This window comes from Aliikangiella marina, from assembly GCF_007004765.1.
Lineage (GTDB): Bacteria > Pseudomonadota > Gammaproteobacteria > Enterobacterales > Kangiellaceae > Aliikangiella > Aliikangiella marina.
Map to the genome: position 1 here is coordinate 1,071,720 of NZ_VIKR01000002.1, position 24,150 is coordinate 1,095,869.

Annotated in this window: 21 protein-coding genes; 13 read left to right on the top strand and 8 right to left on the bottom strand. The window is 42.7% G+C overall.

The features are described from left to right. Positions 1 to 6: 6 nt before the first annotated feature. Both FLL45_RS11035 and FLL45_RS11040 read right to left on the bottom strand, forming a co-directional pair. Positions 7 to 1,194: an efflux RND transporter periplasmic adaptor subunit gene (locus FLL45_RS11035; RefSeq protein ID WP_142942061.1), complete on the bottom strand. Its 1,188-nt coding sequence runs from the start codon at positions 1,192 to 1,194 to the stop codon at positions 7 to 9. Between the two features lie 16 nt (positions 1,195 to 1,210). Continuing rightward, entirely contained in the window at positions 1,211 to 1,954 is a 744-nt protein-coding gene (locus tag FLL45_RS11040) for a YIP1 family protein (RefSeq protein WP_142942062.1), read from the bottom strand. Positions 1,955 to 2,253: 299 nt separating this feature from the next. Between FLL45_RS11040 and FLL45_RS11045 the strand changes: the two genes are divergently transcribed. From FLL45_RS11045 to FLL45_RS11060, 4 genes are all read left to right on the top strand, one after another. After that, the gene (locus FLL45_RS11045) at positions 2,254 to 3,054 is read left to right on the top strand and encodes an ABC transporter ATP-binding protein (protein WP_142942063.1); all 801 of its coding nucleotides are present in this window, start codon (positions 2,254 to 2,256) and stop codon (positions 3,052 to 3,054) included. Further along, entirely contained in the window at positions 3,054 to 4,307 is a 1,254-nt protein-coding gene (locus FLL45_RS11050; RefSeq protein WP_142942064.1) for an ABC transporter permease, read from the top strand. Before FLL45_RS11045 ends, FLL45_RS11050 begins: the two co-directional genes overlap by 1 nt. A 146-nt stretch (positions 4,308 to 4,453) precedes the next feature. Then, positions 4,454 to 5,848 carry an HDOD domain-containing protein gene (locus tag FLL45_RS11055; protein ID WP_142942065.1) on the top strand — a complete coding sequence of 465 codons (1,395 nt, stop codon included), beginning with the start codon at positions 4,454 to 4,456 and terminating at the stop codon, positions 5,846 to 5,848. A gap of 299 nt (positions 5,849 to 6,147) precedes the next feature. Further along, the gene (locus FLL45_RS11060) at positions 6,148 to 7,113 is read left to right on the top strand and encodes a bifunctional helix-turn-helix transcriptional regulator/GNAT family N-acetyltransferase (protein ID WP_142942066.1); all 966 of its coding nucleotides are present in this window, start codon (positions 6,148 to 6,150) and stop codon (positions 7,111 to 7,113) included. A 62-nt stretch (positions 7,114 to 7,175) separates the two neighbouring features. On the opposite strand, the gene FLL45_RS11065 is transcribed toward FLL45_RS11060, so the two are convergent. Both FLL45_RS11065 and gloB read right to left on the bottom strand, forming a co-directional pair. Further along, the gene (locus FLL45_RS11065) at positions 7,176 to 8,786 is read right to left on the bottom strand and encodes a lytic transglycosylase (RefSeq protein ID WP_142942067.1); all 1,611 of its coding nucleotides are present in this window, start codon (positions 8,784 to 8,786) and stop codon (positions 7,176 to 7,178) included. Positions 8,787 to 8,900: 114 nt separating this feature from the next. Further along, the gene (gloB, locus tag FLL45_RS11070) at positions 8,901 to 9,683 is read right to left on the bottom strand and encodes a hydroxyacylglutathione hydrolase (RefSeq protein ID WP_210247159.1); all 783 of its coding nucleotides are present in this window, start codon (positions 9,681 to 9,683) and stop codon (positions 8,901 to 8,903) included. Between the two features lie 136 nt (positions 9,684 to 9,819). Between gloB and FLL45_RS11075 the strand changes: the two genes are divergently transcribed. The 3 genes from FLL45_RS11075 to dnaQ all read left to right on the top strand — a co-directional run bounded on the left by FLL45_RS11075 (position 9,820) and on the right by dnaQ (position 11,838). After that, positions 9,820 to 10,581: a methyltransferase domain-containing protein gene (locus FLL45_RS11075; protein ID WP_185964416.1), complete on the top strand. Its 762-nt coding sequence runs from the start codon at positions 9,820 to 9,822 to the stop codon at positions 10,579 to 10,581. 68 nt (positions 10,582 to 10,649) lie between these two features. Continuing rightward, a complete protein-coding gene (rnhA, locus tag FLL45_RS11080) occupies positions 10,650 to 11,081 on the top strand; it encodes a ribonuclease HI (protein ID WP_142942070.1) in 432 nt (143 codons plus the stop codon). Positions 11,082 to 11,130: 49 nt separating this feature from the next. Further along, positions 11,131 to 11,838 (top strand): DNA polymerase III subunit epsilon, encoded by a 708-nt coding sequence (gene dnaQ, locus FLL45_RS11085; RefSeq protein WP_142942071.1) that lies wholly within the window; start codon positions 11,131 to 11,133, stop codon positions 11,836 to 11,838. A 127-nt stretch (positions 11,839 to 11,965) separates the two neighbouring features. Here dnaQ and FLL45_RS11090 read toward each other — a convergent pair whose 3' ends face one another. After that, a complete protein-coding gene (locus FLL45_RS11090) occupies positions 11,966 to 12,418 on the bottom strand; it encodes a DUF4124 domain-containing protein (protein WP_185964417.1) in 453 nt (150 codons plus the stop codon). A gap of 177 nt (positions 12,419 to 12,595) precedes the next feature. Between FLL45_RS11090 and FLL45_RS22765 the strand changes: the two genes are divergently transcribed. Then, positions 12,596 to 12,769 carry a hypothetical protein gene (locus tag FLL45_RS22765; RefSeq protein WP_185964418.1) on the top strand — a complete coding sequence of 58 codons (174 nt, stop codon included), beginning with the start codon at positions 12,596 to 12,598 and terminating at the stop codon, positions 12,767 to 12,769. A 178-nt stretch (positions 12,770 to 12,947) separates the two neighbouring features. On the opposite strand, the gene FLL45_RS11095 is transcribed toward FLL45_RS22765, so the two are convergent. From FLL45_RS11095 to pepN, 3 genes are all read right to left on the bottom strand, one after another. Further along, positions 12,948 to 13,295, bottom strand: a complete 348-nt coding sequence (locus FLL45_RS11095; protein WP_142942073.1) for a hypothetical protein — start codon at positions 13,293 to 13,295, stop codon at positions 12,948 to 12,950. Between the two features lie 128 nt (positions 13,296 to 13,423). Then, on the bottom strand, positions 13,424 to 15,283 hold the full coding sequence (locus FLL45_RS11100; RefSeq protein WP_142942074.1) for an HDOD domain-containing protein: 1,860 nt from the start codon (positions 15,281 to 15,283) through the stop codon (positions 13,424 to 13,426). A 138-nt stretch (positions 15,284 to 15,421) separates the two neighbouring features. Then, positions 15,422 to 18,037, bottom strand: coding sequence for an aminopeptidase N (gene pepN / locus FLL45_RS11105; RefSeq protein ID WP_142942075.1), 2,616 nt, complete (start codon positions 18,035 to 18,037; stop codon positions 15,422 to 15,424). A gap of 434 nt (positions 18,038 to 18,471) precedes the next feature. Between pepN and pdhA the strand changes: the two genes are divergently transcribed. The 5 genes from pdhA (at position 18,472) to FLL45_RS11130 (ending at position 23,920) form a co-directional block, all read left to right on the top strand. Beyond that, entirely contained in the window at positions 18,472 to 19,548 is a 1,077-nt protein-coding gene (gene pdhA, locus FLL45_RS11110) for a pyruvate dehydrogenase (acetyl-transferring) E1 component subunit alpha (protein ID WP_142942076.1), read from the top strand. Then, on the top strand, positions 19,548 to 20,528 hold the full coding sequence (locus FLL45_RS11115) for an alpha-ketoacid dehydrogenase subunit beta (RefSeq protein ID WP_142942077.1): 981 nt from the start codon (positions 19,548 to 19,550) through the stop codon (positions 20,526 to 20,528). The genes pdhA and FLL45_RS11115 overlap by 1 nt, the downstream gene beginning before the upstream one ends. Then, entirely contained in the window at positions 20,525 to 22,258 is a 1,734-nt protein-coding gene (locus FLL45_RS11120; protein ID WP_142942078.1) for a 2-oxo acid dehydrogenase subunit E2, read from the top strand. The genes FLL45_RS11115 and FLL45_RS11120 overlap by 4 nt, the downstream gene beginning before the upstream one ends. 157 nt (positions 22,259 to 22,415) lie before the next feature. Then, complete coding sequence (locus FLL45_RS11125) at positions 22,416 to 23,291, top strand: hypothetical protein (RefSeq protein WP_142942079.1); 876 nt, start codon at positions 22,416 to 22,418, stop codon at positions 23,289 to 23,291. Between the two features lie 50 nt (positions 23,292 to 23,341). Next, entirely contained in the window at positions 23,342 to 23,920 is a 579-nt protein-coding gene (locus FLL45_RS11130) for an NADPH-dependent FMN reductase (protein WP_142942080.1), read from the top strand. The last annotated feature ends 230 nt before the right edge of the window (positions 23,921 to 24,150 follow it).

A 24,150-nucleotide genomic window follows, 5' to 3' on the forward strand; every position in this document is an offset into this window, starting at 1 on the left:
AGTTTCTTATAAACTTGCTGTATTGGGTGTAAGTTCGATAATTTTTATTTTATCGCCATCGCGTAAGTGACGAAGGACTTTATCAGGACCGGTAATGATAGTTGCACCATGCTGAATACCCTCTAATATTTGTTGGAAATTATCGTCAGAGATGCCGGCTTTTATAGGGGTTTTCTTAGCAACGCCTTCTGAGGCAATAAAGACAAAATTTTCGACTAAGTCATTGTCGTTGTCTTCCACAGTTTGAACCGCCTTAATCGGTACTGCTAGTAACGCTTGTTCTCCCTGAGTAAATACTTCAGCTCGGCAGCTCATACCAGGTCTTAAGTTAAGTTGATTGTCTTCGGCAAGCTTTAATTTGACTGCGAAGCTATAACTCTGTCTGCCTAAAGCCCGTTTTGCACTTGACGCGATAGATTCTACTTGGCCAACAAGCGGAGTGTCCGCAAAAGAAATTGCAATAATCTCAGCTTGTTGGCCGAGTTGTACGTTGGCGATGTCGGCTTCATCAACATTAATTTCAGCTAACATACTTTGCGGATTAGCGATTGTCATCAGCGAAGAACCGGCAATATTTGTAGTACTCGATATCGCTGTTTCTCCCTCTTTAATATCGAGGGACGTGACCACCCCATCGATCGGCGAGACTATTTTTGTTTTGGATAGTTGATCGCGCGCTTGGTCGAGACGAGCTTCGACTTGCTTAAGTAATTCACGACTTGCTTTTAAATCGACTTTCGCGACTTGGTATTGGTGTGTAATAGCATCGTAAGCATCGGTATCGAGTAGTTTTTGATTAAACAGTTGCGTTTTTCGTTTCCATTGTTTTTTCAAATTGTCGACAACCATCATTTGCTTTTCGATCGCAACTCTTTGTTGATCAACAGCCGCTTGTTGTTGCTCGACTGAAGCCGCGAAAGTTTCATCGTCGATCTCTAATACTAATTGGCCACGGGAAACCGAGTCTCCTTCTTGAATATGTAACTTACTGACTCGACCAATGACTTCAGAGGTCAGTTTGATTTCTTCTTCGTGCTTTAGTTGGCCTGAGGCTAGTATGGAAGCTTTGATAGTATGAGTCGAAACTAATTCGGTTTCGACTTCTTTCATACCTTCACTTTTAAAGTACTTTTTGCTTACCGGAATGCCAATGACGACCAAAAGCAAGATTGAAAAAATTACGAATTTTCTCATTACTTATCCTAAATTATTAGAGCATTAAAATGCGAATTCCATAGTAAATTACATAGGGAACTAAAACGATACCGAGCGATTTTCCAATACTGCTCTCGGTCCATTTTGCATAGCCAATTGTCATTAGTGCGATAGACCAAAAAATTGAAATGTCAGTACTTGCTAAAATATTTCCCACACCTTCCATAGCGTTAAAGTCAAAAAATAGCGCGTTTAAACTAAGTGGGTTAAGTGTCTCCGGCGATATTTGTCCGTTGCTAGACATAAAAACAACAACCATCGAAGCTAAGGTACCAATCAGTGAAGGAATAGAAGTCCAAGTGACAAAAGAAAGCCATTGCTTAAATTGGAAACCATCATTAGTAATGCTTGAAACGATTACATAGTAAAGAGAATAGGCGCAGAATATAACAAGCATCACAATCGCGACTGAAATCGCACCGAAAATCCCCATCGAGGTCGGTGACATCATCTCCATGCCTTGTCGCATCTGATCTTTCTCTGCGTTACTTATGTCACCACCTTGCGCTTCTACCATATGTTCAATAAACCAGCCAAAGTCGATATTCGCGTAGAGTAAGACAACGACTAGTGCATTTAGAGCAATAATCCCGATCAAGGGTAAAGCGACAGGGTAGTCTACTCTCATATCAGAGAAGGCCGTTCCTGGCGTAGTGATTATGTTGGTTAAAATTGATAGTGAAGAAGGGGATTCAGTCTTCTCCGTTTCTGGTGAAACATCATAAGGTGAGTCTGCCATTTCGTATTCCTTTTAATATTAATTTATGGTTATTACAGGGGTAGTCTGATAGTTTCAGATTTTATTACAGCTTATCGTTCTAAATTTGTTGTTATTCCCTAATTATTGAGATTTTGTGCATTAAGTTATCGAAAGCACTGCTTATTTTCTCTAAGATTAGGAGGAATAAAAAGAATAGAATTCCGTTAACAAAATCTTTTGTGAATATTAACTGTAATAAAAGCCATTTTTATCAGACTATTGGTAATATTCGCGATACTCTCGTAATAGCAATCACTTACAGATTAGGGACTTAATTAATGTTAGAAGTGAAAAACCTCAAAAAGCGGTTTCGCCTGGATAATAAGACTATCAAGGAAAATAAAAAGAAACCAAAAGCGAGCCTGGACGTTAGAGAGGACGGGCATTGGTTTAATGCAGTGCAAGATGTTAGTTTCCAATGTGACTCAGGGGAAGTGCTCGGCCTACTGGGACCCAATGGTGCTGGTAAAACGACTAGCTTAAGAATGCTTTCAACTGCGCTTCAGCCGACCCAAGGACAAATCGTCATTAACGGGGATGATGTTGTTGCCGAACCTTTGGCGATGCGTAAAAGAATCGGTTTTTTGTCTGGAACAACAAGTTTGTACCATCGCTTAACAGTGAGAGAGAACGTGCAGTATTTTGGCCGCTTGCATGGAATGGATGAAGCCGCGCTGGAAAAAGAAACTCAAGCAGTCTTTGATTTACTGGATATCCATAGCTTCGCCGATAAAAAAGCGGATTCATTATCCACTGGGATGAAACAGCGTGCCAATATTGCGCGGACAGTTATTCATAAGCCTGAAGTGATTGTTTTAGATGAGCCTACGACTGGTTTGGATGTTATCTCTGCAAAGACCATAATGGACTTTATTGACTCTTATCGGGGAGGAAAGGTGCCGATTATCTTTTCAACGCACCACCTTCATGAAGTCGAAAAGTTGTGTGATCGTGTTGTGCTCATCAATGATGGTATTACCCAATTCTCAGGAACTCTTGATGAATTTAAAGCGCAAAGCCCAGATGGCAATTTATATGATGTATTTGTCTCGTTAGTCGGCGACAAGGAGGTGGCGTAATGTTGCAAGTTTACATTAAAGAAATGTTGGAGTTGACTCGAGATAAGAAAACTCTAATTTTCACTATTTTGTTACCCACTCTGATCATGCCGGTGATTTTAGGTGGGTTCTTCACTTTGTCACTTAAGATAGCGAAAAAAGCTAATGAAGAAGTTCTAGATTTCGCGATCATTGGCAGTCAGAACTATGCTCAGGTTGAAAGTGAATTGCTGCGAGAGCCCGAAGGTGATGAAGATCCGCTTAATTTTAATTTAATCACTTTGGAGCCTGGCGCAGATGTTGATGAGTTGATCAACACGAACAAGATTCGTTTTGCTCTGGTTATTCCTGATGGGGCGAGCCAAGCGATGGAAAACGGCGAGACGCTTGAGATCGACTTTAAATATAATGACTCTGCAACCACAAGCGGTCTTATGTTTAAACGAGTTAACGATGCCTTAGAGGACCTTAAAACTATCGAGCTAGTTAAACGATATGCCAAATTAGGGCTGACAGAAGAGCAAGGCGAAGCGTTAGGAAAGCCACTTAAATTAGTGCAAAAATCGACGGCGAATGAAAGGGAGTCGTTTGGCGAAAAATTTGGCGCATTTTTACCTTACATTTTAATCTTGGTTGGTTTATCGGGGGCGATGTATCCAGCGATTGATTTGGGGGTTGGTGAAAAAGATCGCGGAACGCTCGAAACCTTGCTACTGACACCTGTTTCACGGTTCTCATTGGTGCTAGCAAAGTTCTTAGTCATCTTTACGACCTCATTTTTAGCGATATTTCTGAGTTTGCTGAGTTTCGCCATCATGACGCTAATGTTTGGTCCTTATTTCTCATCAATGATGGGACCTGAATCGAGCGCAAATGCAACATCAGTGCTACAAGCTTTGACTAATATTTCGGTTGTCGACATTTTGCTGATGTTTAGCATGCTGGTACCGATAGCGGCGATTTTTGCTTCCCTGCTGTTGAGTGTTTCGATTTATGCAAGAACCTTTAAGGAGGCACAAAACTATATGTCTCCGATTATGTTCCTCGTATTTTTACCTTTGATTTTAGCGTTATTACCTGGTGTGAAACTGGATTGGGTTTGGGCGTCTGTGCCAATCACCAATGTTGCATTGGCGATCAAAGAAATTTTTAAAGGCACGATTGATATGGGAATGCTTGCGGTTATTTTCCTGTCGACAACCATTATCGCTGGTGTACTCCTCGCGCTTTGCAATTGGTGGTTCCAACGAGAGCAAGTCCTATTTAGGAATTAATGCCCGAAAAGTCGTTCATTCGAACACGTCTCATAGAATAGAAACTCGGCTATGGCTGAGTTTCTATATGAGATTAAATCTCAATAAAATCAATACTTTGCCATAGGTTTACTATACTTAAGAAAACAATTTCTTAGCGGTTGTAAATGGCGAACCCACCCAAAACCAAAGAGCAGTGGTTAAAACTTCTTCAAGGATCAAACTTACCCAGTTTTAGCTCAAGTATTGATGCGCTGTCCAATGCTGATGCATACAGTCAAAAACATGCATCAGAACTCGCCCGTACCATACTAAAAGACGCGAATTTAACGGCTTCTGTTTTAAAGTTGGCTAATAGCGTCCACTTCAATACTGGCGGGAGCGCGATTCGAACGATCAGCCGAGCCTTAATGGTGCTGGGTCATAAATCAGTAAAAGAGGTCTGTGCAAGTTGCTTGCTCATTGATTCTTTTTTGAAAGGTAATGCCAGTGATAGTTTAAAAGCGCTTTTAGCACGAGCTTTTCACTCTGCAATTCAAGCGAAGAAAATCGCAATGATGCATGGTGAAAAAGCAACGGAAGAAATTTTTATTTCGGCTTTGCTAATCAGTTTAGGGGAAATTTCTGTTTACTCTGGACTTGATTCGAAATCCGCGCTGTTTCTCGAATTGGTCAACCGGTACCCACTCGCAAATGGCCAAGAAAAAGAATTAATCGGGTGTTACTTTAATGAGTTAACGCTGGGGCTTTGTAAAACTTGGAATATCGCACCGATGATTAGCCAAGTGATAAGCGGTAATTATGACGAAAACAGTCCGCTAAGAAGCGTGCTACTCGGTTATAGTTTGGCGAGTGATTGCGAATTAGTTGGTTATTCGAAAGCACTAGATAAACATGTCAAGTCAATTGCCCGCTATACAAAACTAGCACCAGAAGTCATTACTGAGAAAATTTCTGAGGCTGCGGATGAAGCCCAAAAAAGCTTACAGCAGATGGGGCTTAAATTGGAAATTAAAGACCTTAATCCTAATTCCAGCGGGCCTCAAGTTCCCGAGAGAGAAGTGAATAAAGAGCTTCAACTAGACATCATTCAGGAACTGACTGCAAGTTATCATGAAACACCTGAAATAAACGCGATGCTTAGACAGGTTCTGGAGGGCATTCATCGTGGTGGAAACTATTCCAACGCGCTAGTCGCATTGCTCAGTCCAGATAAAAGTCGATTCACTGCAAAGCATATTATCAGTGGCGAAGAATCCGACTTGAAAGCTAAGTTTGAGTTCAATTGCTTTTACGATGTGCCTGAAATTCATCGAAAAGTGTTGAGCAATAAAGACGTTGTGTTACAAGAAGAACTGCGTAAAGAGGGAATGACCTACAAAAAAATAATCGATAAAACGGGCTCACCATCGGCAGTATGGGGACCACTAATCGTCGAGAACAAGGTGATCGGTTGTTTTTATGCTGACAATGGAAAAGACGGGCCTCCAGTCAGCCTGGCACAGCGGGAGACTTTTCAGCTTTTTGTCACACAAGCGCGCTTATTCTTGCTGACATTATAGCGTCAGAATATAGCTTTCTCAGTCACGACTGGTGCTCTGCGTTTAATATAGAACGACAGAGTGGCTAAATACACAGGTGACAGAGGTTTGTTCAAATTGGTTTGAGAATAACTTGAATTTAAGTAAGTTGTTACGTAAACTAAATGATAATCTCCTCAAGAGATTAATGCACTCGTATTTCTCCTAATAGCTATAGTTGAATTACGTGGTACCGGTGTTTGTAACATTGATAAGTTGCTCAATGAATAAACGAATAAACTCCGGCGTTGTAAAAGGACGAAAATAATAAGGATATTTCAATGCATTCTATTGAAAACGCAGGACTTTTAGGACTTGGAAGTCGCTTCAAGAAGCTCAGCGAACTGATTTTTAAGCAATGCGATGACCTTTACCGTGCTCGCGGTGTCAATCTCCAATCTCGCTGTTTTCCCATATTACAACTACTTTCAACGCACGAAACGATATCAGTTACCTCATTAGCGGAAATGTTAGGGCAAACTCACCCTGCTGTTAGCCAAATGAGTAAAAAGTTAGAGTCGCAAGGTTGGCTTTATCATGAAGCGGACTCGAGTGACGAACGACGCCGTTTACTCGCGCTCACCCCACAAGGCTATGAATTAGTTGATAAGTTACAGCCCGTTTGGCGTCTTCAAGAAACGGTCATGAATCGGTTACTTGAGATTTCCGGTTATGGTTTGTTAGAAAATATCGCGCTGCTCGAGCGAGAATTAGAAAAGCAATCTTTGCGTGAGCGTGTAGAAGAGCTAGAAAAACAGAACAAACAAGACCGTGTTGAAATTATCCATTTTGAAAAGCGTTATGCGAAAGACTTTTACCGCCTTAACAAGGAATGGCTTGATAAATATTTTTATCTTGAATCAATGGACCATGAAGTTTTAAGTAATCCTGAATCCCAAATTATTGAAAAAGGGGGGTTCATTCTACTAGCCAGAATTGGCGAAGATATTATTGGTGCCGCGGCGCTAACTAGCAACCAATCCAACCAACTTGAACTATCAAAAATATGTGTTGAAGCGGGTTATCAGGGGTTGGGCATTGGAGAAAAGTTAGCAAGGGCGGCGATAAACCAATATCAGGCGACAGACTTCAGTGGTTTGTACTTGGAGTCTAATCGCAAATTACTGCCTGCATTAAACTTATATTTTAAATTAGGTTTTAGAGAAAAACCTTTTCCAGCACAAATAGTTCCCCATGCGCGCGCTGATATTTATATGGAGCTGCCAGAGCAAGCATCATCGCGTTAGCGTTGAACAGCTAGCGAGTTCTTATTCAAACCCATAACCGCCAGGATTGTCGGGCCCCAATACTAAAATTGACGGGTGATATCGACGTAGAGCGTCAGAGAATCACCGGGTTGAAGGTATTTTTTAGCACCAGCCGATTTATTCCATTTCTTTACGCTAGCCAAGCTAACCTTAAACTTATCAGCGATTCGCGCTAAGGAGTCACCCGAGCGAACTTTATAATATATCTTTTTGGTTTTCTTATTGGCAGTCGACAAACTCGCGAATTGCTCAGGCTGTTTGCTCCAGACCACCAGCTTTTGACCGACCTTTATTGGATCGGTTGGCGCCATGTTGTTCCATTTCGCCAGTGCTCGCATATTTACTTTGAACTTTCGCGAAATATCCCAAATAGAATCGCCAGCTTTGACGTAGTAAGTAATTTTTCTTCCCGATCGTTTAGTGTTTTGGCGCGCGACTAGGCGCTGTTGAGCACTCTTGTGATATTGGTCCCGCGCTTTCGAGGCGACAGGAATTAGCAAGCTTTTTCCCGCTCGAATCGAGTTGTTTCTGATTTGATTGTTATCCTTTAACAATTGAACCGTTGTACCAAATTTTTTGGCGATTTTGATTAAACTATCACCCGACTTTATCGTGTATTTCTTGAAAGAAATTCGTTGATTTGCGGGTATTTTCGCCAAATTTTCGGTAAATTGGTCGATCTTGTCGACCGGTAATAAAATATAGTGAGGACCTTTTGGTGCGGTGGCCCACTGGTTAAAACCAGGGTTAAGTTGGTAAAAATCATTCATTGAAATATCCGCAAGTGCTGCAGCAAGGGATAGATCAATCTGTGATTCAGTTGCAACCCGGCCGAAATAGGGTAGGTTATCGACTGGTGTCCACAGACCTTCCTCCGCTTTTGCTTCGGCAAGCATTTCTGAAAGTGCGAGTAGTTTAGGGACATAAGCTTTAGTTTCGCGAGGAAGCTTTAGCGACCAAAAATCAGTCGGTTTACCGCGGCGTTTATTGCGCTTGATAGCCTTGCTCACATTGCCTTGGCCAGAGTTGTAAGCGGCGAGTGCGTGTAACCAATCTCCGTCAAATCGTTTGTGTAGGCTTTTAAGATAGCGAATAGCCGCTCTGGTTGATAAATAGACATCTCTTCTACCGTCATACCACCAGTTTTGTTCAAGGCCAAAGTTTTTGCCTGTACCTGGAATGAATTGCCACATGCCAGATGCGCGACCATGAGAGTAGGCAAACGGATCAAATGCACTTTCAACGATTGGTAAAAGTGCGAGTTCCAGCGGCATATTGTTTTTCTCTAATTCTTCAACAATATCAAAAAGATACGGGGCTGCGCGAGCGGTAACTCGCTTCATATATTCAGGATGTTTTGAGTACCAGTTTTTTTGCGCTCTTACCCTTCGATTGTCAGGGATTTCAAAATTGAGTTGGCTTTTAACTCGCAACCAAACATCGCTGTAGGCGAGCGTTTCATTGTCTTTTATTTCAGCTTCACACGGAGTTAGTGTGTAAGGTAACTCTGCGAGTTGCGGTAAACTATCAAGTGAAAGCGCTGGTTCTGATGCCGTTGCCGAATTGGAATCAGATGAGGAGGTGTTAATCAATGCTGTTTTACAGCCGGTTAATGCCAGTGCAAACGCAAAACCGTACAACTTAAAATTCAATCGACTTTCCTCATATTACTCTTACAGCTAGCATACCATTGGGTCGCTAAAACGGTGGATATAGACTATAGACCGCAAATGGTATTTTTATTACGGTTTTATGTCAATTCAATCCTAGAATGTGTCTTTCCAATGTCTGATGACTGCAAACACCTGTGCTGCGCTTAAATTGACCGCTTCGGCGCGCGTTTCAGCCGTTTTGACAACGTCTGGGTCGTCGGCACGCATAAAGGGGTTAATCGCTTTTTCGGTAGCTAAAACTGCAGGTAAAGTTGGTAACAGCTTGTTTCTTAAAGCTTTAGCTTGGTCATTATATTTTTGGAGGCTTTGATTGTTTGGTTCTACCGCGAGAGCAAATTGAATGTTTGAGAGTGTGTACTCATGGGCTGGGAACAGTAACGTATCGTCAGGGAGCGCCATGATCTTTTGTATTGACTGCCACATTTGCGCAGCAGTTCCCTCAAATAAGCGACCGCAGCCACCAGAAAATACCGTATCGCCACAAAAAAGAAGGTTTTTGTATTTATCTGTTTGAGCAGCGAAATAAGCGATATGGTCTTTGGTATGCCCGGGTACTTCCATAACCTCAAGTGTCAAATTTAATCCAGGTAATGTTAATCGAGTGCCTTCGACACAGTGATTATCGATGCCTTCGATAGCATTATTCAAAGGACCGAAAACTTCGCAACCATATTGCGCTTTTAGCGCTTTTATTCCGCCCGTGTGGTCCCAGTGGTGGTGGGTAATTAAAATAGCAACTAACTTTAGACCGGCTTTTTCTACTGCGCGTTGCACAGGCTTTGGATCACCCGGATCGACAACCGCTGCATAAGTGCCATCATGGATCAGCCAGTGATAATTGTCATTAAATGCCTCGACTGGAGTAATAGATATCATTGGAGTCATGCGCTATGATTATTCAACAAGCCTAGGATTTTAGCGGATTCTTCGAGTGGCCGCTATTCAGTGTTGCCATTCAGAGCGAGACTCGCTAAGAATTGCCACTAGCGTCTTATTTGATATGAGGTGTTTAATGCCTGATTTGAAATTTCCAAGCACCGATAGGGTAATGCTAAGTGCAACAGCTGCACCGATTAGTGAAGCCAGAGTCCAGCTGATTAACGAAAAGCTGCAACCCCATTTGGCGCAGGTTTTTGGCTACAATGCGCTCTTATATAATGATCTTGCGGATCAACTTTGCGGCGATGCTCTGCAAATAAAGAATCAGGTTGTTCTTGGCGAATCCGGAGAGAACTTAACCTTAAAGTGTCGTTTTGAAGAACTGCCGATAGCATCGGACTGTATAGATTTAGCGCTTTTACCGGGCGTACTGGAGCTTTCCGAGTATCCCCATCAATTGTTACGAGAAGTCGAGAGAGTGCTTATTCCCGAAGGTGTGGTGATTGTTATTGGTCGCAACCCATACAGTTGGCATGGTATGCAAAATCGTTACCGGCGCTGGAGAAAAGATAAACATGCTCAGCGCCGCGATATCAGTAGAGGGCGGATTGGAGACTGGTTCCGATTGTTGGGTTTTGAAACAGATACTGCCGTCAATATTAGTTTGACCAATCACAAACTACAAAATAGTCAAAGCTATCACTGGGTTAAAAAACTCGGACAAACCTTTTGCGATTATTTTTGTAGCTACTATATAATCATCGCTCGTAAGAAAGTCTCAACGCTAACACCGATTAGACCGAGTTGGCGAAGAAACAAGCAGTTAGTACCATCGCGTTTAGCAGAGCCAAGTGTGCGTTCGCAAGTCGAAAATTGGTTTCAACAATTAAAGTAAACTGCATCGGCGAGTAGTACGATCTTATCGAACGTCAAAAACAACAGATGAAAACTTTGGGGTAATTCTTGAGTACAATAGAGATTTTTACGGATGGTGCATGTCGTGGCAACCCTGGTCCTGGCGGTTGGGGAGCAATATTACGTGCCGGCAAGCACTATAAAGAATTACATGGCGGTGAGAAAGAGACGACTAACAATCGAATGGAATTGACCGCTGCGATAGAGGCGTTAAAGGCGCTCAAGAAATCAAGCCAAGTGGTTTTGACAACCGATTCTCAGTACGTCCGCAAAGGTATTACCGAATGGCTCGAAGGCTGGAAAGCAAAAGGTTGGAAAAACTCTCAAAAGAAGCCTGTCAAAAATGTCGATTTGTGGCAAGCGCTCGACGAGCAAAATGCGAAGCATTCAATCGATTGGCGCTGGGTTAAGGGGCATTCGGGCCATCCTGAAAATGAACGAGCGGATGAATTAGCTAATTTGGGTATTGACGAGCTATAAATAGACACGCTTTGTTTGGCGAATCATTAACAGTATGAAAATGTAGTTTATGCGACAGATTATCTTAGATACAGAAACAACGGGTTTAGAGCCAACCCGCGGTCATCGAATCATCGAAATAGGTTGCGTTGAGTTAATTAATCGACGCCTTACTGGCAACCATTATCATGTTTACATCAACCCTCGCAGAGAAGTCGACGATGGCGCCATTGAAGTTCATGGTATAACTAACGAGTTTTTAGCGGATAAACCTTATTTTGAGGACATTGTTGATGATTTTATTCAGTATGTTAAAGGTGCCGAGTTAGTCATCCATAATGCTCCGTTCGACGTTGGGTTTCTTAACCACGAATTTGGTTTGTTAACTGATGCGCCAGGTAAAGTTGAGGACTTTTGCTCTGTATTAGACACTTTAGTTTTGGCCAGACAAATGCATCCGGGACAAAAGAATAGCTTGGATGCGCTTTGTAAGCGTTACTTCATCGATAATTCCCAGCGTGATCTGCATGGCGCATTGCTGGATTCGGAAATTTTGGCCGACGTTTACCTTGCGATGACCGGTGGACAAACCGATTTAACCTTAACACAAAGGCAGGATTACTTAACCGCGAAAAAAGACGAAGATGGGATTCGACGCTTGCCTGAAAGTCGTCAACCTTTTAAGGTTTTGCAAGCCAGTCAGTCTGAGCTTGATGAACACGCCGCGTATTTGAAAAAAATGCAAGAAAGCTGTGGCGACAAGCTAATTTGGCAGTAGCTGATTAGATAATTGTGTTAGATTATTTGGAAAGAATTAGGCTCTAGACAATTAATACCGCCATGAGTTGGGGGGGGAATGATTGACTAAAATCGCGGCTGAGAATCCTAGAAAATTCCAACCAATACTACTCATCAGTTGCGCAATGCTGGGAAATACCTTGTTTCAGTTTTTGTAATTCTTGTTTGCGTTCTTCGTCACTAATGAATCGTTTGCCGCCTTTTCCATTCTGCTCAAAAACGGGTGCTTGAAATTCTAAAATCCTCACCGCTTTTTCTGCTTCTTGACAAGTCTTTTTGAGTTCCTCGGCCTTGAGGGCATTTTCTTGCTCTTGGCGCTTTTTGTCTTGGGCATTTTCCATTTCGATCGCAACGCGTCTTTGTTGCAATTGAATCAACTTTCGCGCTTGTTGTCTTGCTTCTGCTTGTTGTTCGGGTGTCACTTTATTTTTTATTTCAACAACTTGAGCATTATCATCCTTAGGTCTATCTGAGTAGTGTACTTTACCATTCTCATCCACCCATTTATAAACTTCTCCCGCAAGTACGGGGTGCGCAAAACTTGTTAATATGACTGTCAAGCTGATTAATCTTAGTGGTTTCATAAGTAGAGAAGCAATTGGTGCGATGAAAGAAGAGTATAAACAATCTTTTACATTATTTCGCCATAATTAGGCACCGGCTGGACCGATTTGATAACCTTTCATGAAATATTCCTCAGTTATCGTTAAATAAACTGAATTTAGAGGAGTAAAAGTATGCAAGGTTACTGGCCAAAAGACGAAAATATCATGAGCTGGGATCCAGAGAATATGGATAAATACTGGGCAATGTGCCAAAAATACGACAAGTATCCCAAACTAGAACCTCGGCAAATCGAAACCGCCAGCCGAGAAGCGTTTAAGGCTGGGGTTAAACAAGATCGACGCTAAACCAGCCCGACGCTAAACCAGACTTTAATTCTGTCTATCGACTTGTTTATTCGCGAGTGAAGAGATGAGCTAATTAGCGAGCTTTTTAGCGAAAGTGCTAATCAGCTGTTGCGCTGCCGGGATTAATAGTAGCGATTAATGCAAAGTTATTTGACTACCCCCATCAAACTTGAAAGTACTAGGCGGACTTTTTAAAGGAGATCAATCGTACCCGGGTAACGAGATACCAGATGCCACCAGCAAGTGCCAAGCCCAATTGAAGGTAATGACTAAGCGAGTCCAGTCCTCTTTGGCCGACAAAATACCACAACATAATCCCGAGCAAGAATACGATAATTCCACTCATTGCTTGCATTTGCAGCGAGTAACGTTTTTTCATTCGAGCAAGCTTTGCTTTCGAGGCTATCTGCTCTTCAGTGAGCCCTTCGGTATCTTTACCGCTCACTAAGTTGAATTGACAATGCGAACAAACTTTTGATTTGTCAGAAATTCGAGCATCGCAAGAGGGGCAGTTAATAATCGCCATAAATCTACATTCTTGTTTGAAGTTGGCCTGATTATAAATGAGATGTCGATTCGGCTCAACGAAGCGCGACGAAATGTTTAAACGGTGCGATAAAAAAGAGTCAGACGCGACCAAGTGGGCGCTGAATCTCAGGAATTGAGTTCATCATAGAGCGCTTGGGCATCTGACCAGCAACGCTCAAAATCCATCCCACGTATTTGATTAGCGTGAGATTTAATTGAGTCGAGATAGTCGCTACCAAAACAGAGCTTCAAGCTTGTAGCAAATGTGATAAGAATAATGTCTTCGGTCTGTCTTAGTGATTGAACGTTAGATAGCTTTTCTTCAAGTTGACCTAAAAATTTGATCACCTGTGGATTAAGTCCCCACATTGAGAGCAACAAAACACTTGTACCGAAGACCGACAAATTAATTTCGGCATTGAGTAAATGGATAAAATTGAGCAAGTTCTTACTCTCTTGAAATTGTTTAATGACGTAGCTTCTTTTGTCATGTTTGTTATGGCAAAGCACAAGAAAACCGAGTAAACCAAACATTAATATTTGGGTAATTAATTCATCTTTAAATTCGCGGCCGAGAGTATGTTTAACAAATTTTCTGAATATTATAGGTGCGAGTATTTGAGCTTGGATAAACTTGTCAATCTCGAACCCTTTAATATGCGAGCTCAAGCTTTCTTTAGCCCCATAAACGATGGCTAAGTTTTTTATGGTTGCTAATCCTAAATTTCTACTGATGGCTTGGTGAAGATCTTTGGGCGTTCTACCATAAATTGATTTATTCGCTAACCCCATAACTCGACCACAGAAAACCGGATCTTTTTCGATGATTTTAACTGCATCGGCAATACTAAAGTTTTCATTATTGGAACTTTTTATTAATGCCTGGCAACTCTCAGGAAGTGGCGGTAAGTTTTGAATAATCTCATTTAGTTCAAACGCTTTATCGTCTGAGGTGATTCGATCTCGATAGCTTCGAATCGTTGAAGGAGTGTTTCCAAATTTTTTCCGGAACGCACGCTCAAAAGTTGAGCGTTCTGCATAGCCGAGCTTGAGTGCTAAAGCGTCAATTTTTATGTCTGAATTGAGCAGTGATTGCACGGTTATTTGATCGAGAATCTTACTTTGAAGCTCCTTGTAGCTCGTATTTTCCTCGGCTAACAACCTTCTGAAAGTTGATACACTTTTATTGAGCAGTGACGCCACTTTTTCCATCGTTAGGGTCGCTGGCTTTGGGCTCTCCTTGAGAATTTTGGCAACATGATCTGAAAACCGTAACTGATTTGACTGGTCTCTTAGCATCATTTCAATCGACGCTCGGGTAGCATCTCGAATGATACTGTTGTAGAACTCATTTTTACGATTGAACAATTCATTTTCGATCACGACGGTAAGCGGGCCATTGTGTTTTTTGACGGTTGCTTTGGAGCAGAGAGCGACGATCGCTTCGTCGAAATATTCCCGACTTTTGGGTACCCAAATTTCCGTATAGTCAAAATCATCGCCACAAACTTCTTTAAAAATAAATAAACTTAAAGTCATAACGGTATCATCTTTGATGTGTGATATTGGAGACTCGGCATCTGGATGGATAACGTAAAAATGATGGCAATCAGAATTCTCTTCAAGACTAAGCTGATAGCTTGGTGGCAAGAAGCAAGTTTTAAGTGAGAAAATGTCATTGATGCAAGTTTTAACATCAGGTGCAGCCATTAAATAGAGATTATGTTGGCCTTGATGAATGAGTTCTGAAGCGCGCATTCGACTGAGTCTTTTCCACATAAACATGTGTTCATCGAGCTCAGTGACTAATTCATAAATGAGTTGCTCAAAGGCTGCTTCGTCAACGGTACCTGCCGCAATCTGCGACTCTATCTGATTAACTCGAGAAGTCAGTTCCGCTGAAATTCTGTTTCGACCGTCGGTAACACGGAAGAATTGCTTAAGATAGCTATCCAGATTTTCATTCATCTGACGTGATAGTGACATACGGCTCTAAATTATATTTGTTATTGATAAAGCAAGGTATAGTTCAATATCCGCGATAAGTCTATGGTAGAAAATTTTAATACTAACGATCAGTTGTTTATGGCGCCTATCAGTTGATAAACGCCATAATTTTGCGCGCTAACTCATCTGTAGCGATTTGTCGACAACCTCAAATACATCGTTGGACAAATTATCAAGGGATTTGATTCTAACTAATTGTTCTTGGATGAGTGCTTGGCGTTTACTATCAAATTTTCGCCACTGATTAAATTGCTTTGCAAGACCTGCGGCAATTTGTGGATTGATTTTATTGAGTTGAATAATTATGTCAGCTAAAAACTCATAGCCTTGGCCTGTCGGATTATGAAATTGTGACGTGTTACCGGCAACAAATGCGCCGACGACGGCGCGAACCTTATTAGGATTTTCGATTGAAAATTTCTCATGATTCAATAAAGCTTTTACATGCTCAAGAATCGCTTCATCATCATTGACGACTTGAGCAGTAAACCATTTGTCCATGACGAGCTCTTCTTCTTTCCATTTTTGATAAAATTGTTCGATATATTCGGATCTGTAGCCCTCAGACGCATTCGCAATAACCTGGAGTGCGGCAAGTTCATCAGTCATATTGTCGGCATGCGTTTGTTGTGTCGCAGCTAACTCGAAATGTTGCTCGTCGTTGGCAATCATCATATAACGTAGTGCCGTATTTCTTAGCCATCGATCACCAGAAGTATCACCGCTGGTCGTGTTGTAAATAGAGAACCAAGTGTGCTCTAATTTTTCACCGAGATGCACCTTTAGCTGCTTATGCTTAGCAAACAACTGGTCGAGTTTTACATTATCTGACATCCCGATTAAACTATTTAGCTCGGGGACCATGACTGCCAATGATTTTAACGCGTTATCGAGTTCTTCATCATTTAAGATTTTAATAAAAGCATTATCGACTACACTCAGTTCATCCTCAGTGAGTTTTGATGTTTCACTCATCAGCATTTGAGTCATTAGTGTTTGACCAGCATCCCAGCGATTAAATGGGTTTGGATCTGCGGCAAAAAGGCTGGCTAATTCTTCTTGAGTGTAGCTATATTCTAGCTTCACCGGAGACGAAAAATCTCTCAAGAGTGAAGGGACGAGCGAGTCGCTCTCACAATAAATATCAAAGCTTTGTTTGGTTTCAGTCATCACCAGCAAGGTTTCGTCTACACCCGCTGCGTCATTAGTTTCTGCAAATTTAACTGGATGCCCTGTGTTATTTAAGAAGCCAACCTTGATGGGTAGCATAAACGGATTTTTATGCTCTTGGCCGGGCGTTGCGGGGCATGATTGTTCACAATTGAGGCGAAAGTGACCATCAGCAAGCTTCTCCAAGTCGACCTTTAAAACTGGCGTACCTGCTTGCCGGTACCAATTTCTAAAAAGCGACCAGTCTTTTCCATTAGCGTCTTCCATGGCCTTGATGAAGTCCTCGCAGGTAACGGCTTGACCATCATGGCGATCAAAGTAGAGGTCCATGCCTTTTCGAAAGCCAGTTTTACCTAATAAGGTATGCATCATGCGAATAACTTCAGCGCCTTTGTTATAAACAGTGACGGTATAGAAGTTATTCATTTCAATGTAGGAGTCAGGACGAATAGGGTGCGCCATTGGGCCAGAGTCTTCCGCAAATTGAGCGGCGCGAATGATTTTTACCTGATCGATTCTTTCTACGGCGGCCGATTGCATGTCCTCGCTAAATTTTTGATCTCTAAAAACGGTTAGTCCTTCTTTTAAACTCAATTGAAACCAATCACGGCAAGTGATTCTGTTACCCGTCCAATTGTGGAAATATTCATGTGCGATAACACGTTCGACACCTTCAAAGTCTGCATCGGTTGCAGTCTTTTTATTGGCGAGAACGTACTTGGTATTAAATATATTTAAACCTTTGTTTTCCATCGCCCCCATGTTGAAGTCACTGACAGCAACAATCATGTAAAGATCGAGGTCATACTCTCTTCCAAATTCTTGTTCATCCCATTTCATTGAGGCAATTAGACTGTCCATCGCAAAGCGACATTGGTCTAGTTTACCCTTGTCGACATAAAGTTCTAATTTGACTTCGCGTCCACTCATGGTGGTGAATGTATCTTCTAGGCAGTCAAGATCGCCAGCGACCAAAGCAAATAAATAACTCGGCTTAACAAAGGGATCGTGCCACGCGACAAAATGACGACCGTCAGTCAGCTCGCCACGATCTACCGGGTTACCATTCGATAAAAGCAGCGGATATTTAGCTTTGTCGCCTTCAATTCTGACGGTAAATTCGCTCATGACCTCTGGGCGGTCTAGGTAAAAAGTAATCTTTCTAAATCCTTCGGCTTCGCATTGAGTACAATACTTTCCACTTGAGGTATACAACCCTTCGAGAGAGGTATTTTTGTGCGGCAGAATTTTTACTACTGTGGTTAAGTTGAAGGTTTCACTAACTTTATTGATGATGAGCGTATGCGCTCTCTTTTCATAATCACTATCGTCTAAGACTTGTCCATCTAAATGAATGGAAACTAATTCGAGTTCGACGCCGTCAAGTTCAATAGGCAATAACGTTTCTCGATTATCGAGCGGGTTTCGGGTGATTTTTAGTTCGCTAGTGACTAAGGTGTAATCGTCAAACAATTGAAACAATAGATTGGTATTTTTAATGAGATATTGGCTTGGTTGATAGTCTTTACGATATTTAACGACCGGCTTTTCGGTTGAATACATATTAAGTAATTCCTGATTGACGTTACGGCAGTGTGAACTGACGTAGTTTTAAGGGTAGCTGAGAGATGGCAAAAGTGTAACAGCGCCATATCAATTTAGAAAGTTTTACCCCTAAAATTGACCGTTCTGGTACGACCAGAAAATACTTGAAAAGTCATTAAATGTTGTTATTTGCCTTAAAGTTGCGCTAATAATCGGCTAAATGCATTAATTTGCTATACAAAAAGCAGGGAAAAGCTTATCATCCACCCCCAGCAAAAACTAACCGATTTTCGAGTGGTTCTAATCTCAAAAGAGTTACCCAAATTACTCGAATTTCGTTCCAGTCAAAACGCTTAAAGTCTGCGTGGGAAATATGCCTATACTCGTTTAGCCACTGATGGCATGAGTCGGTCATTCCTCAATAAAGCGTTTCATCAAGAAGGAGAGTCATTTTGACCACAGTTGCTAAGTTCGAAATTAACTATCTTCAGTATATGGACGAAACCGGCACTTTCGTCAGTAAAGAGTTACCACCCGAATTTGCGCAAGACATCGATACCTTAAAAGGTCTTTATCGAGACATGTGTCTTATTCGCGTTTTAGACCAAAAAGCTTACGCGCTTCAACGAACCGGCAAAATGGGAACTTACCCTGCAGCTACCGGGCAAGAAGCCATCGGTGTCGGTTTTGGTTCAGCGATGAACAAAGAAGATGTGTTAGTACCTTATTACCGCGGCCAAGCTTCAATGATTCAACACGGCGTACGAATGGAAGAGGTCCTACTCTATTGGGGCGGCGATGAGCGCGGGTGCGATTATCAGGATGCTAAAGAAGATTTTCCCATTGCTGTGCCTATCGCTACACAATTACTTCACGCTGCAGGCGTCGCAAAAGCCATGCAAATGCGCGGTGAAAAGCGCTGTGTTTTCACCGAAATCGGTGAAGGTGGTACTTCAGAGGGCGACTTCTATGAAGCATTGAATGTGGCAGGAATCTGGAATTTGGGAGTTGTCTTTGTAATTAATAATAATCAGTGGGCAATTTCAGTTCCTTCAGAAATCCAAACCAATTGTGAAACCTATGCGCAAAAAGCAATCGCTGCAGGTATTGAGTGTATTCAAGTTGATGGAAATGACATTGTCGCCGTTAAAGCTGCTGCTGAAAAAGCTGCAGAGAAAGCGCGCAACGGCGGTGGTCCAACGGTTATCGAATGTATTAGTTTACGTCTCTGTGACCACACAACTGCAGATGATGCAACGCGTTATCGTCCAGATGGCGAATTGGATGAAGGTTGGACTAAAGAGCCGATCTTGCGTTTACGTCGCTACTTAGAGAGCAAAAAAGCTTGGTCTGAAGAAGACGAGACAAAAATGACTGAAGAGTTAACTCAGGAAGTACAAACTGCGGTAGACAATTATTTAAATACACCAGTGGACGAGCCACAGGCGATGTTTGATAGCTTATACGCTGAATTACCAGAGCGCACCTTGGCGCAACGAGAGTTAGCAATTGCACGAGGAGCAAAATAATGGCGGCGATTACTTTAATTGAAGCAGTAAATTTAGCTATGGCGCACGAAATGGCCGTTGACGACAGTGTTGTTCTTTTAGGAGAAGATGTCGGTGCAAACGGCGGTGTATTCCGAGCGACAGACGGTTTACAAGCCAAGTTCGGTAAAGAGCGAGTGATTGATACGCCGCTTGCAGAATCGATGATCGCCGGTGTTTCTATCGGCATGGCTGCACAGGGGATGAAGCCGGTTGCCGAAATACAATTTATGGGATTCATTTTTCCTGCGGTAGATCAAATTATTTGCCATGCGGCTCGCATGCGACACCGTACCCGAGGGCGTATTAATTTACCGATGGTCATCCGCGCGCCTTTTGGTGGCGGAATCCACGCACCAGAACATCACTCCGAGAGTACAGAAGCTATATTTGCGCATATCCCTGGGCTAAAAGTCGTGATTCCTTCAAACCCTTCACGAGCGTATGGTTTGATGCTAGCGGCAATGAGAGATCCGGACCCGGTCATCTTTTTGGAGCCGAAACGAGTCTATCGAATAGAAAAGCACGAAATTGAAGATAATGGAGAAGAGTACCCACTCGGCGTCTGCTTTGTTGATAGAGAAGGTACTGATATCACGCTTATCAGTTGGGGGGCGATGCTCCACGAGACCAAACAAGCGGCTGAGCAGCTCGCGAAAGAAGGGATCAGTGCAGAAGTGATTGATGTTGCGACAGTCAATCCCTTGGATATCGACACCATCCTCGAGTCAGTTGAAAAGACTGGTCGCGCCTGTATCGTTCAAGAAGCACCGAAAGCTGGAGCGCTGGGCTCGGAAATCGCGGCTGAAATTGCTGAAAAAGGAGTGATGAATCTACTTGCTCCAATCGGTCGTGTATCTGGATATGATACAGTCATGCCTTACTACCGATTAGAAAAACAATATATGCCGAAGGTTGAGCATATCGTCGAAGAAGCAAAAAGAATTGTGGAGTACCGATGAAACTATTTAACTTACCAGACTTAGGGGAAGGATTACCCGACGCAGAGATTGTCCGCTGGTTAGTCAAAGAAGGCGATACAGTCGCGCTTGATCAACCAATGGTTGAAATGGAAACCGCAAAGGCCGTTGTTGAAGTACCTTCGCCCTATGACGGAACGATCACCAAATTGTGTGGCCAGCCTGGCGATGTTATCGAAGTTGGAGCGGTCCTCGTTGAATTCGATGGAGATGGTTCAAGTGCTGTCGCTACGCCCGCTGCTGAGCCGGCAGAACCAGCCAAAAATGTATCCGCACCCGATGCATCAGCCCCTGCCTCACAACCTGTGGCTACTAGCGGCGGTGATGTTTTTAAATTACCTGACCTTGGTGAAGGCCTTCCTGATGCGGAAATCGTTCGCTGGCTGGTAAAAGAAGGTGACGTATTGGCGCTTGACCAACCGATGGTTGAAATGGAAACCGCCAAAGCGGTAGTCGAAGTTCCATCGCCATTTTCAGCGAAAGTAGCCAAGTTGCATGGGAATCCTGGCGATGTCATAGAAGTTGGCTCGCCGCTAGTGTCTTTTGGCGACGCTACTTCTGCTCCAGCAACTGCAGAACCCGCTGAATCTGATACCGCTGAAGAGTCAGGAGATGCTGGAACAGTTGTTGGTGCCGTACAAGTCGGTAACCAAGTTGTGGCGGAGAGCGCGAGTGCCGTTATCAAGGCTCTCGCAAGAAAGTTGAAAGTCGATCTCAGCCAAGTGACAGGATCGGGCAAAAACGGCGAGATTACCCAAGCGGATGTTAAGCAAGCAAAAAAAGACGGCAAAGTTATTGGGAGCACCTCCAATAATGCGGTTCAAGCGTCGGCAGCATCGCCTGTTGCGACTGTTTCAGACGAAAACCCATTAAGTTTTAAAGCGTCGCCAGCGGTTAGAGCGCATGCTCGACGTCTTGGTGTTGCTTTATCCTTGTGTAACCCAACGGGTAAAAAAGGCTCAATTACCAAAGCAGATGTCGATGCAGCAACCAACGCAGCAGCGTCAGCTCCTCAAACGACATCTGCGCCTGTTGCAACCCCTTCTTCTGCGGGCGGTTTACCAACGGTCCAAGTGAGCGTTGAGCCGCAATCCGTTCGTGGCGTTAGACGAGCAATGGCGATGGGAATGGCTAAGTCACATGCGACTGTTGTACCGACCACTTTGATGGAAGACGCTGATATTACCGCTTGGCCAAAGCAAGACTCTTTGGCTCGTTATGTGCGTGCATTAGTTTTTGCTTCAAAAGTCGAGCCTGCGCTAAATTGCTGGTTTGATGGTGAGAAATTTGAGCGATTGGTGCATCCGAGTGTACATGTTGGAATCGCAGTTGATTCTCCTGACGGCTTGTATGTGCCTGTGGTTCATGATGCGGATAAAAAGGATGCAGTAGCTGTTCGCGCTCGGGTTCAGGATTTACGTCAAAAGATCGAGACAAAATCACTTAAGCAAGAAGATCAACAAGGTGCAACTATCACATTATCGAATTTCGGCTCAATCGCCGGTCGTTATGGAACGCCAGTAGTGTCACCGCCCCAAGTCGCAATTTTGGGGACCGGTCGATTCCGTAGCGAGTTGCAATTGACTGACAAAGGTATCTCAAAACGTAAGATGCTACCTTTATCATTAACTTTTGATCACCGTGCTTGTACCGGTGGTGAGGCTGCAAGATTTCTCGCGGCTGTGATAGAAGATTTGCAAAAACCAATGTAAATTAAAAAAAGGCGCCATTTCGGCGCCTTTTTTGTTGTTAACCCCCTCACATCTCGAATATAGTGCTAGACTTATTCATTGAAAGTTTTGTCTAGACGAATCAATAACTTCTCTCTGTTAATTTTAAAAATAATGAAGCTGAAGCTTAGGGAGTTAAATGAGTATTTTACCGGCCACTTTGACTTATTTTGGTAGCCTGCAACATATCAATCAGGTTATTAATAAGACTGCCATTCCTTTAAAAGAAGCTCACCAGCTTGCCGATCCGTTTCTTCCCGACCATACCAGCGAAATGGAGTTTACAATTGAAGATTTTTTTGAGGAAGCGGTTAAATATATCGCTCATTCCATCCTGGGCAGAAGTGCACCGCGTGGCCAACCCAATCATCCGCTCCAAAAAGCCATTATGCGCTGGCGACTGGAAGATAGATTTAAAGACGAATCAGAGATCCGAGAAGCGCTACAGGGGTTATTGCCTGCAATGGTAGAGAAGGCTTTTAACGAAGCGAGAGAACATCATGAGCTCTGGGCGACTTTTGTTGAACGTAAGCGGCTCATTCCTTTTTATGAAAAATATCAAAAACTCGAACTCTGGTTGCAAGAAGGGCAACACCATCGAGGAGCGGCGATAAAGTTTAAGTGCGACGAAGACTCAATTTTTGAATACTGCCACCCTGTAAGTTATTCAAAAATTCCCGCAAAGACTGTCGACTTAAGGGGCTATATTGACCATATGACAGGCAACGCACAAGAAATTGAGTTTGACCCGCAAAAAACGATTCTGGCACAAAACTATGCAATGCGTGAGTTCAAAGAATGGCGACTGTTGGTCGATATTAGTCAAGTGGATGATACGTTTATTGAATTTCCAATCGATCAGATTCAGAGTGTATATATTGGTGCGTTGGTATCCGCTGACAATGTGGCACAGTTTACCAAACATCTCGAGAAGGTCAGTCCTAAAATTAAGGTATTCCAAGCCGTTTGCCGACCCAATGAATATAGTTTTGAATTTGAAAGAACTTCGAGTTAACTCTGTCAACGGAATTAAACTGAGGTCAGTTATTTAAAAAAGGCGAATCGATGATAAAAATAATGGCATTTGCGGGAAGCGCTCGCAAAGACTCCTTTAATAAAAAGTTAGTAGCAGTTGCTGCGAGAGGTGCGGAGAAAGCGGGCGCGTCGGTGACATTGGTTGATTTAGCAGATTACGATATGCCCATTTTTAACCAAGATTTTGAAGCCGAGCATGGTATGCCTGATGCGGCACGTCGCTTTAAACAGCTACTTATTGACCACGACGGTTTCTTAATATCATCGCCTGAATATAATGGCGCTTTTAGCGCACTTCTAAAAAATGCGCTTGACTGGGCTTCTCGCGCTGAGACCGAAGATGAGTCGCCATTACAAGCTTTCAATGGTAAATTCTCAGCAATTATGTCTGCATCACCGGGTGGTCTCGGTGGGTTGAGAGGTTTAGTGATGCTGCGTATGTTGTTAAACAATTTAGGTGTTACGGTTATTCCTCAGCAACAAGCTGTTGGCCAAGCATTTAAAATGTTTGATGAGAAAGGGGGGATGACCGATGAAAGGAAGCAATCTGCGGTCGAAGGGCTTGGTAAAGCGTTGTCCGAATTGGTTATCAAAGTTAAACAATCATAGCTGACTATTTATCGATATCAGTCCCGCATACGATAGCGCTCTAAGTTACGCAATATAAACTTTTTGAGATATATCATTTCTGCGCGCCAGCACTCAAAAATCAGCATCGATGCCAAAATCACTCAATCGCTGATGTATGATAAAAAGTTGCTTGGTGTTTGCTCTTTCACATGCGTCACCAATATAGACACAGAAAAAATGACTTAAATAATAACGTTAAAAATATTGAA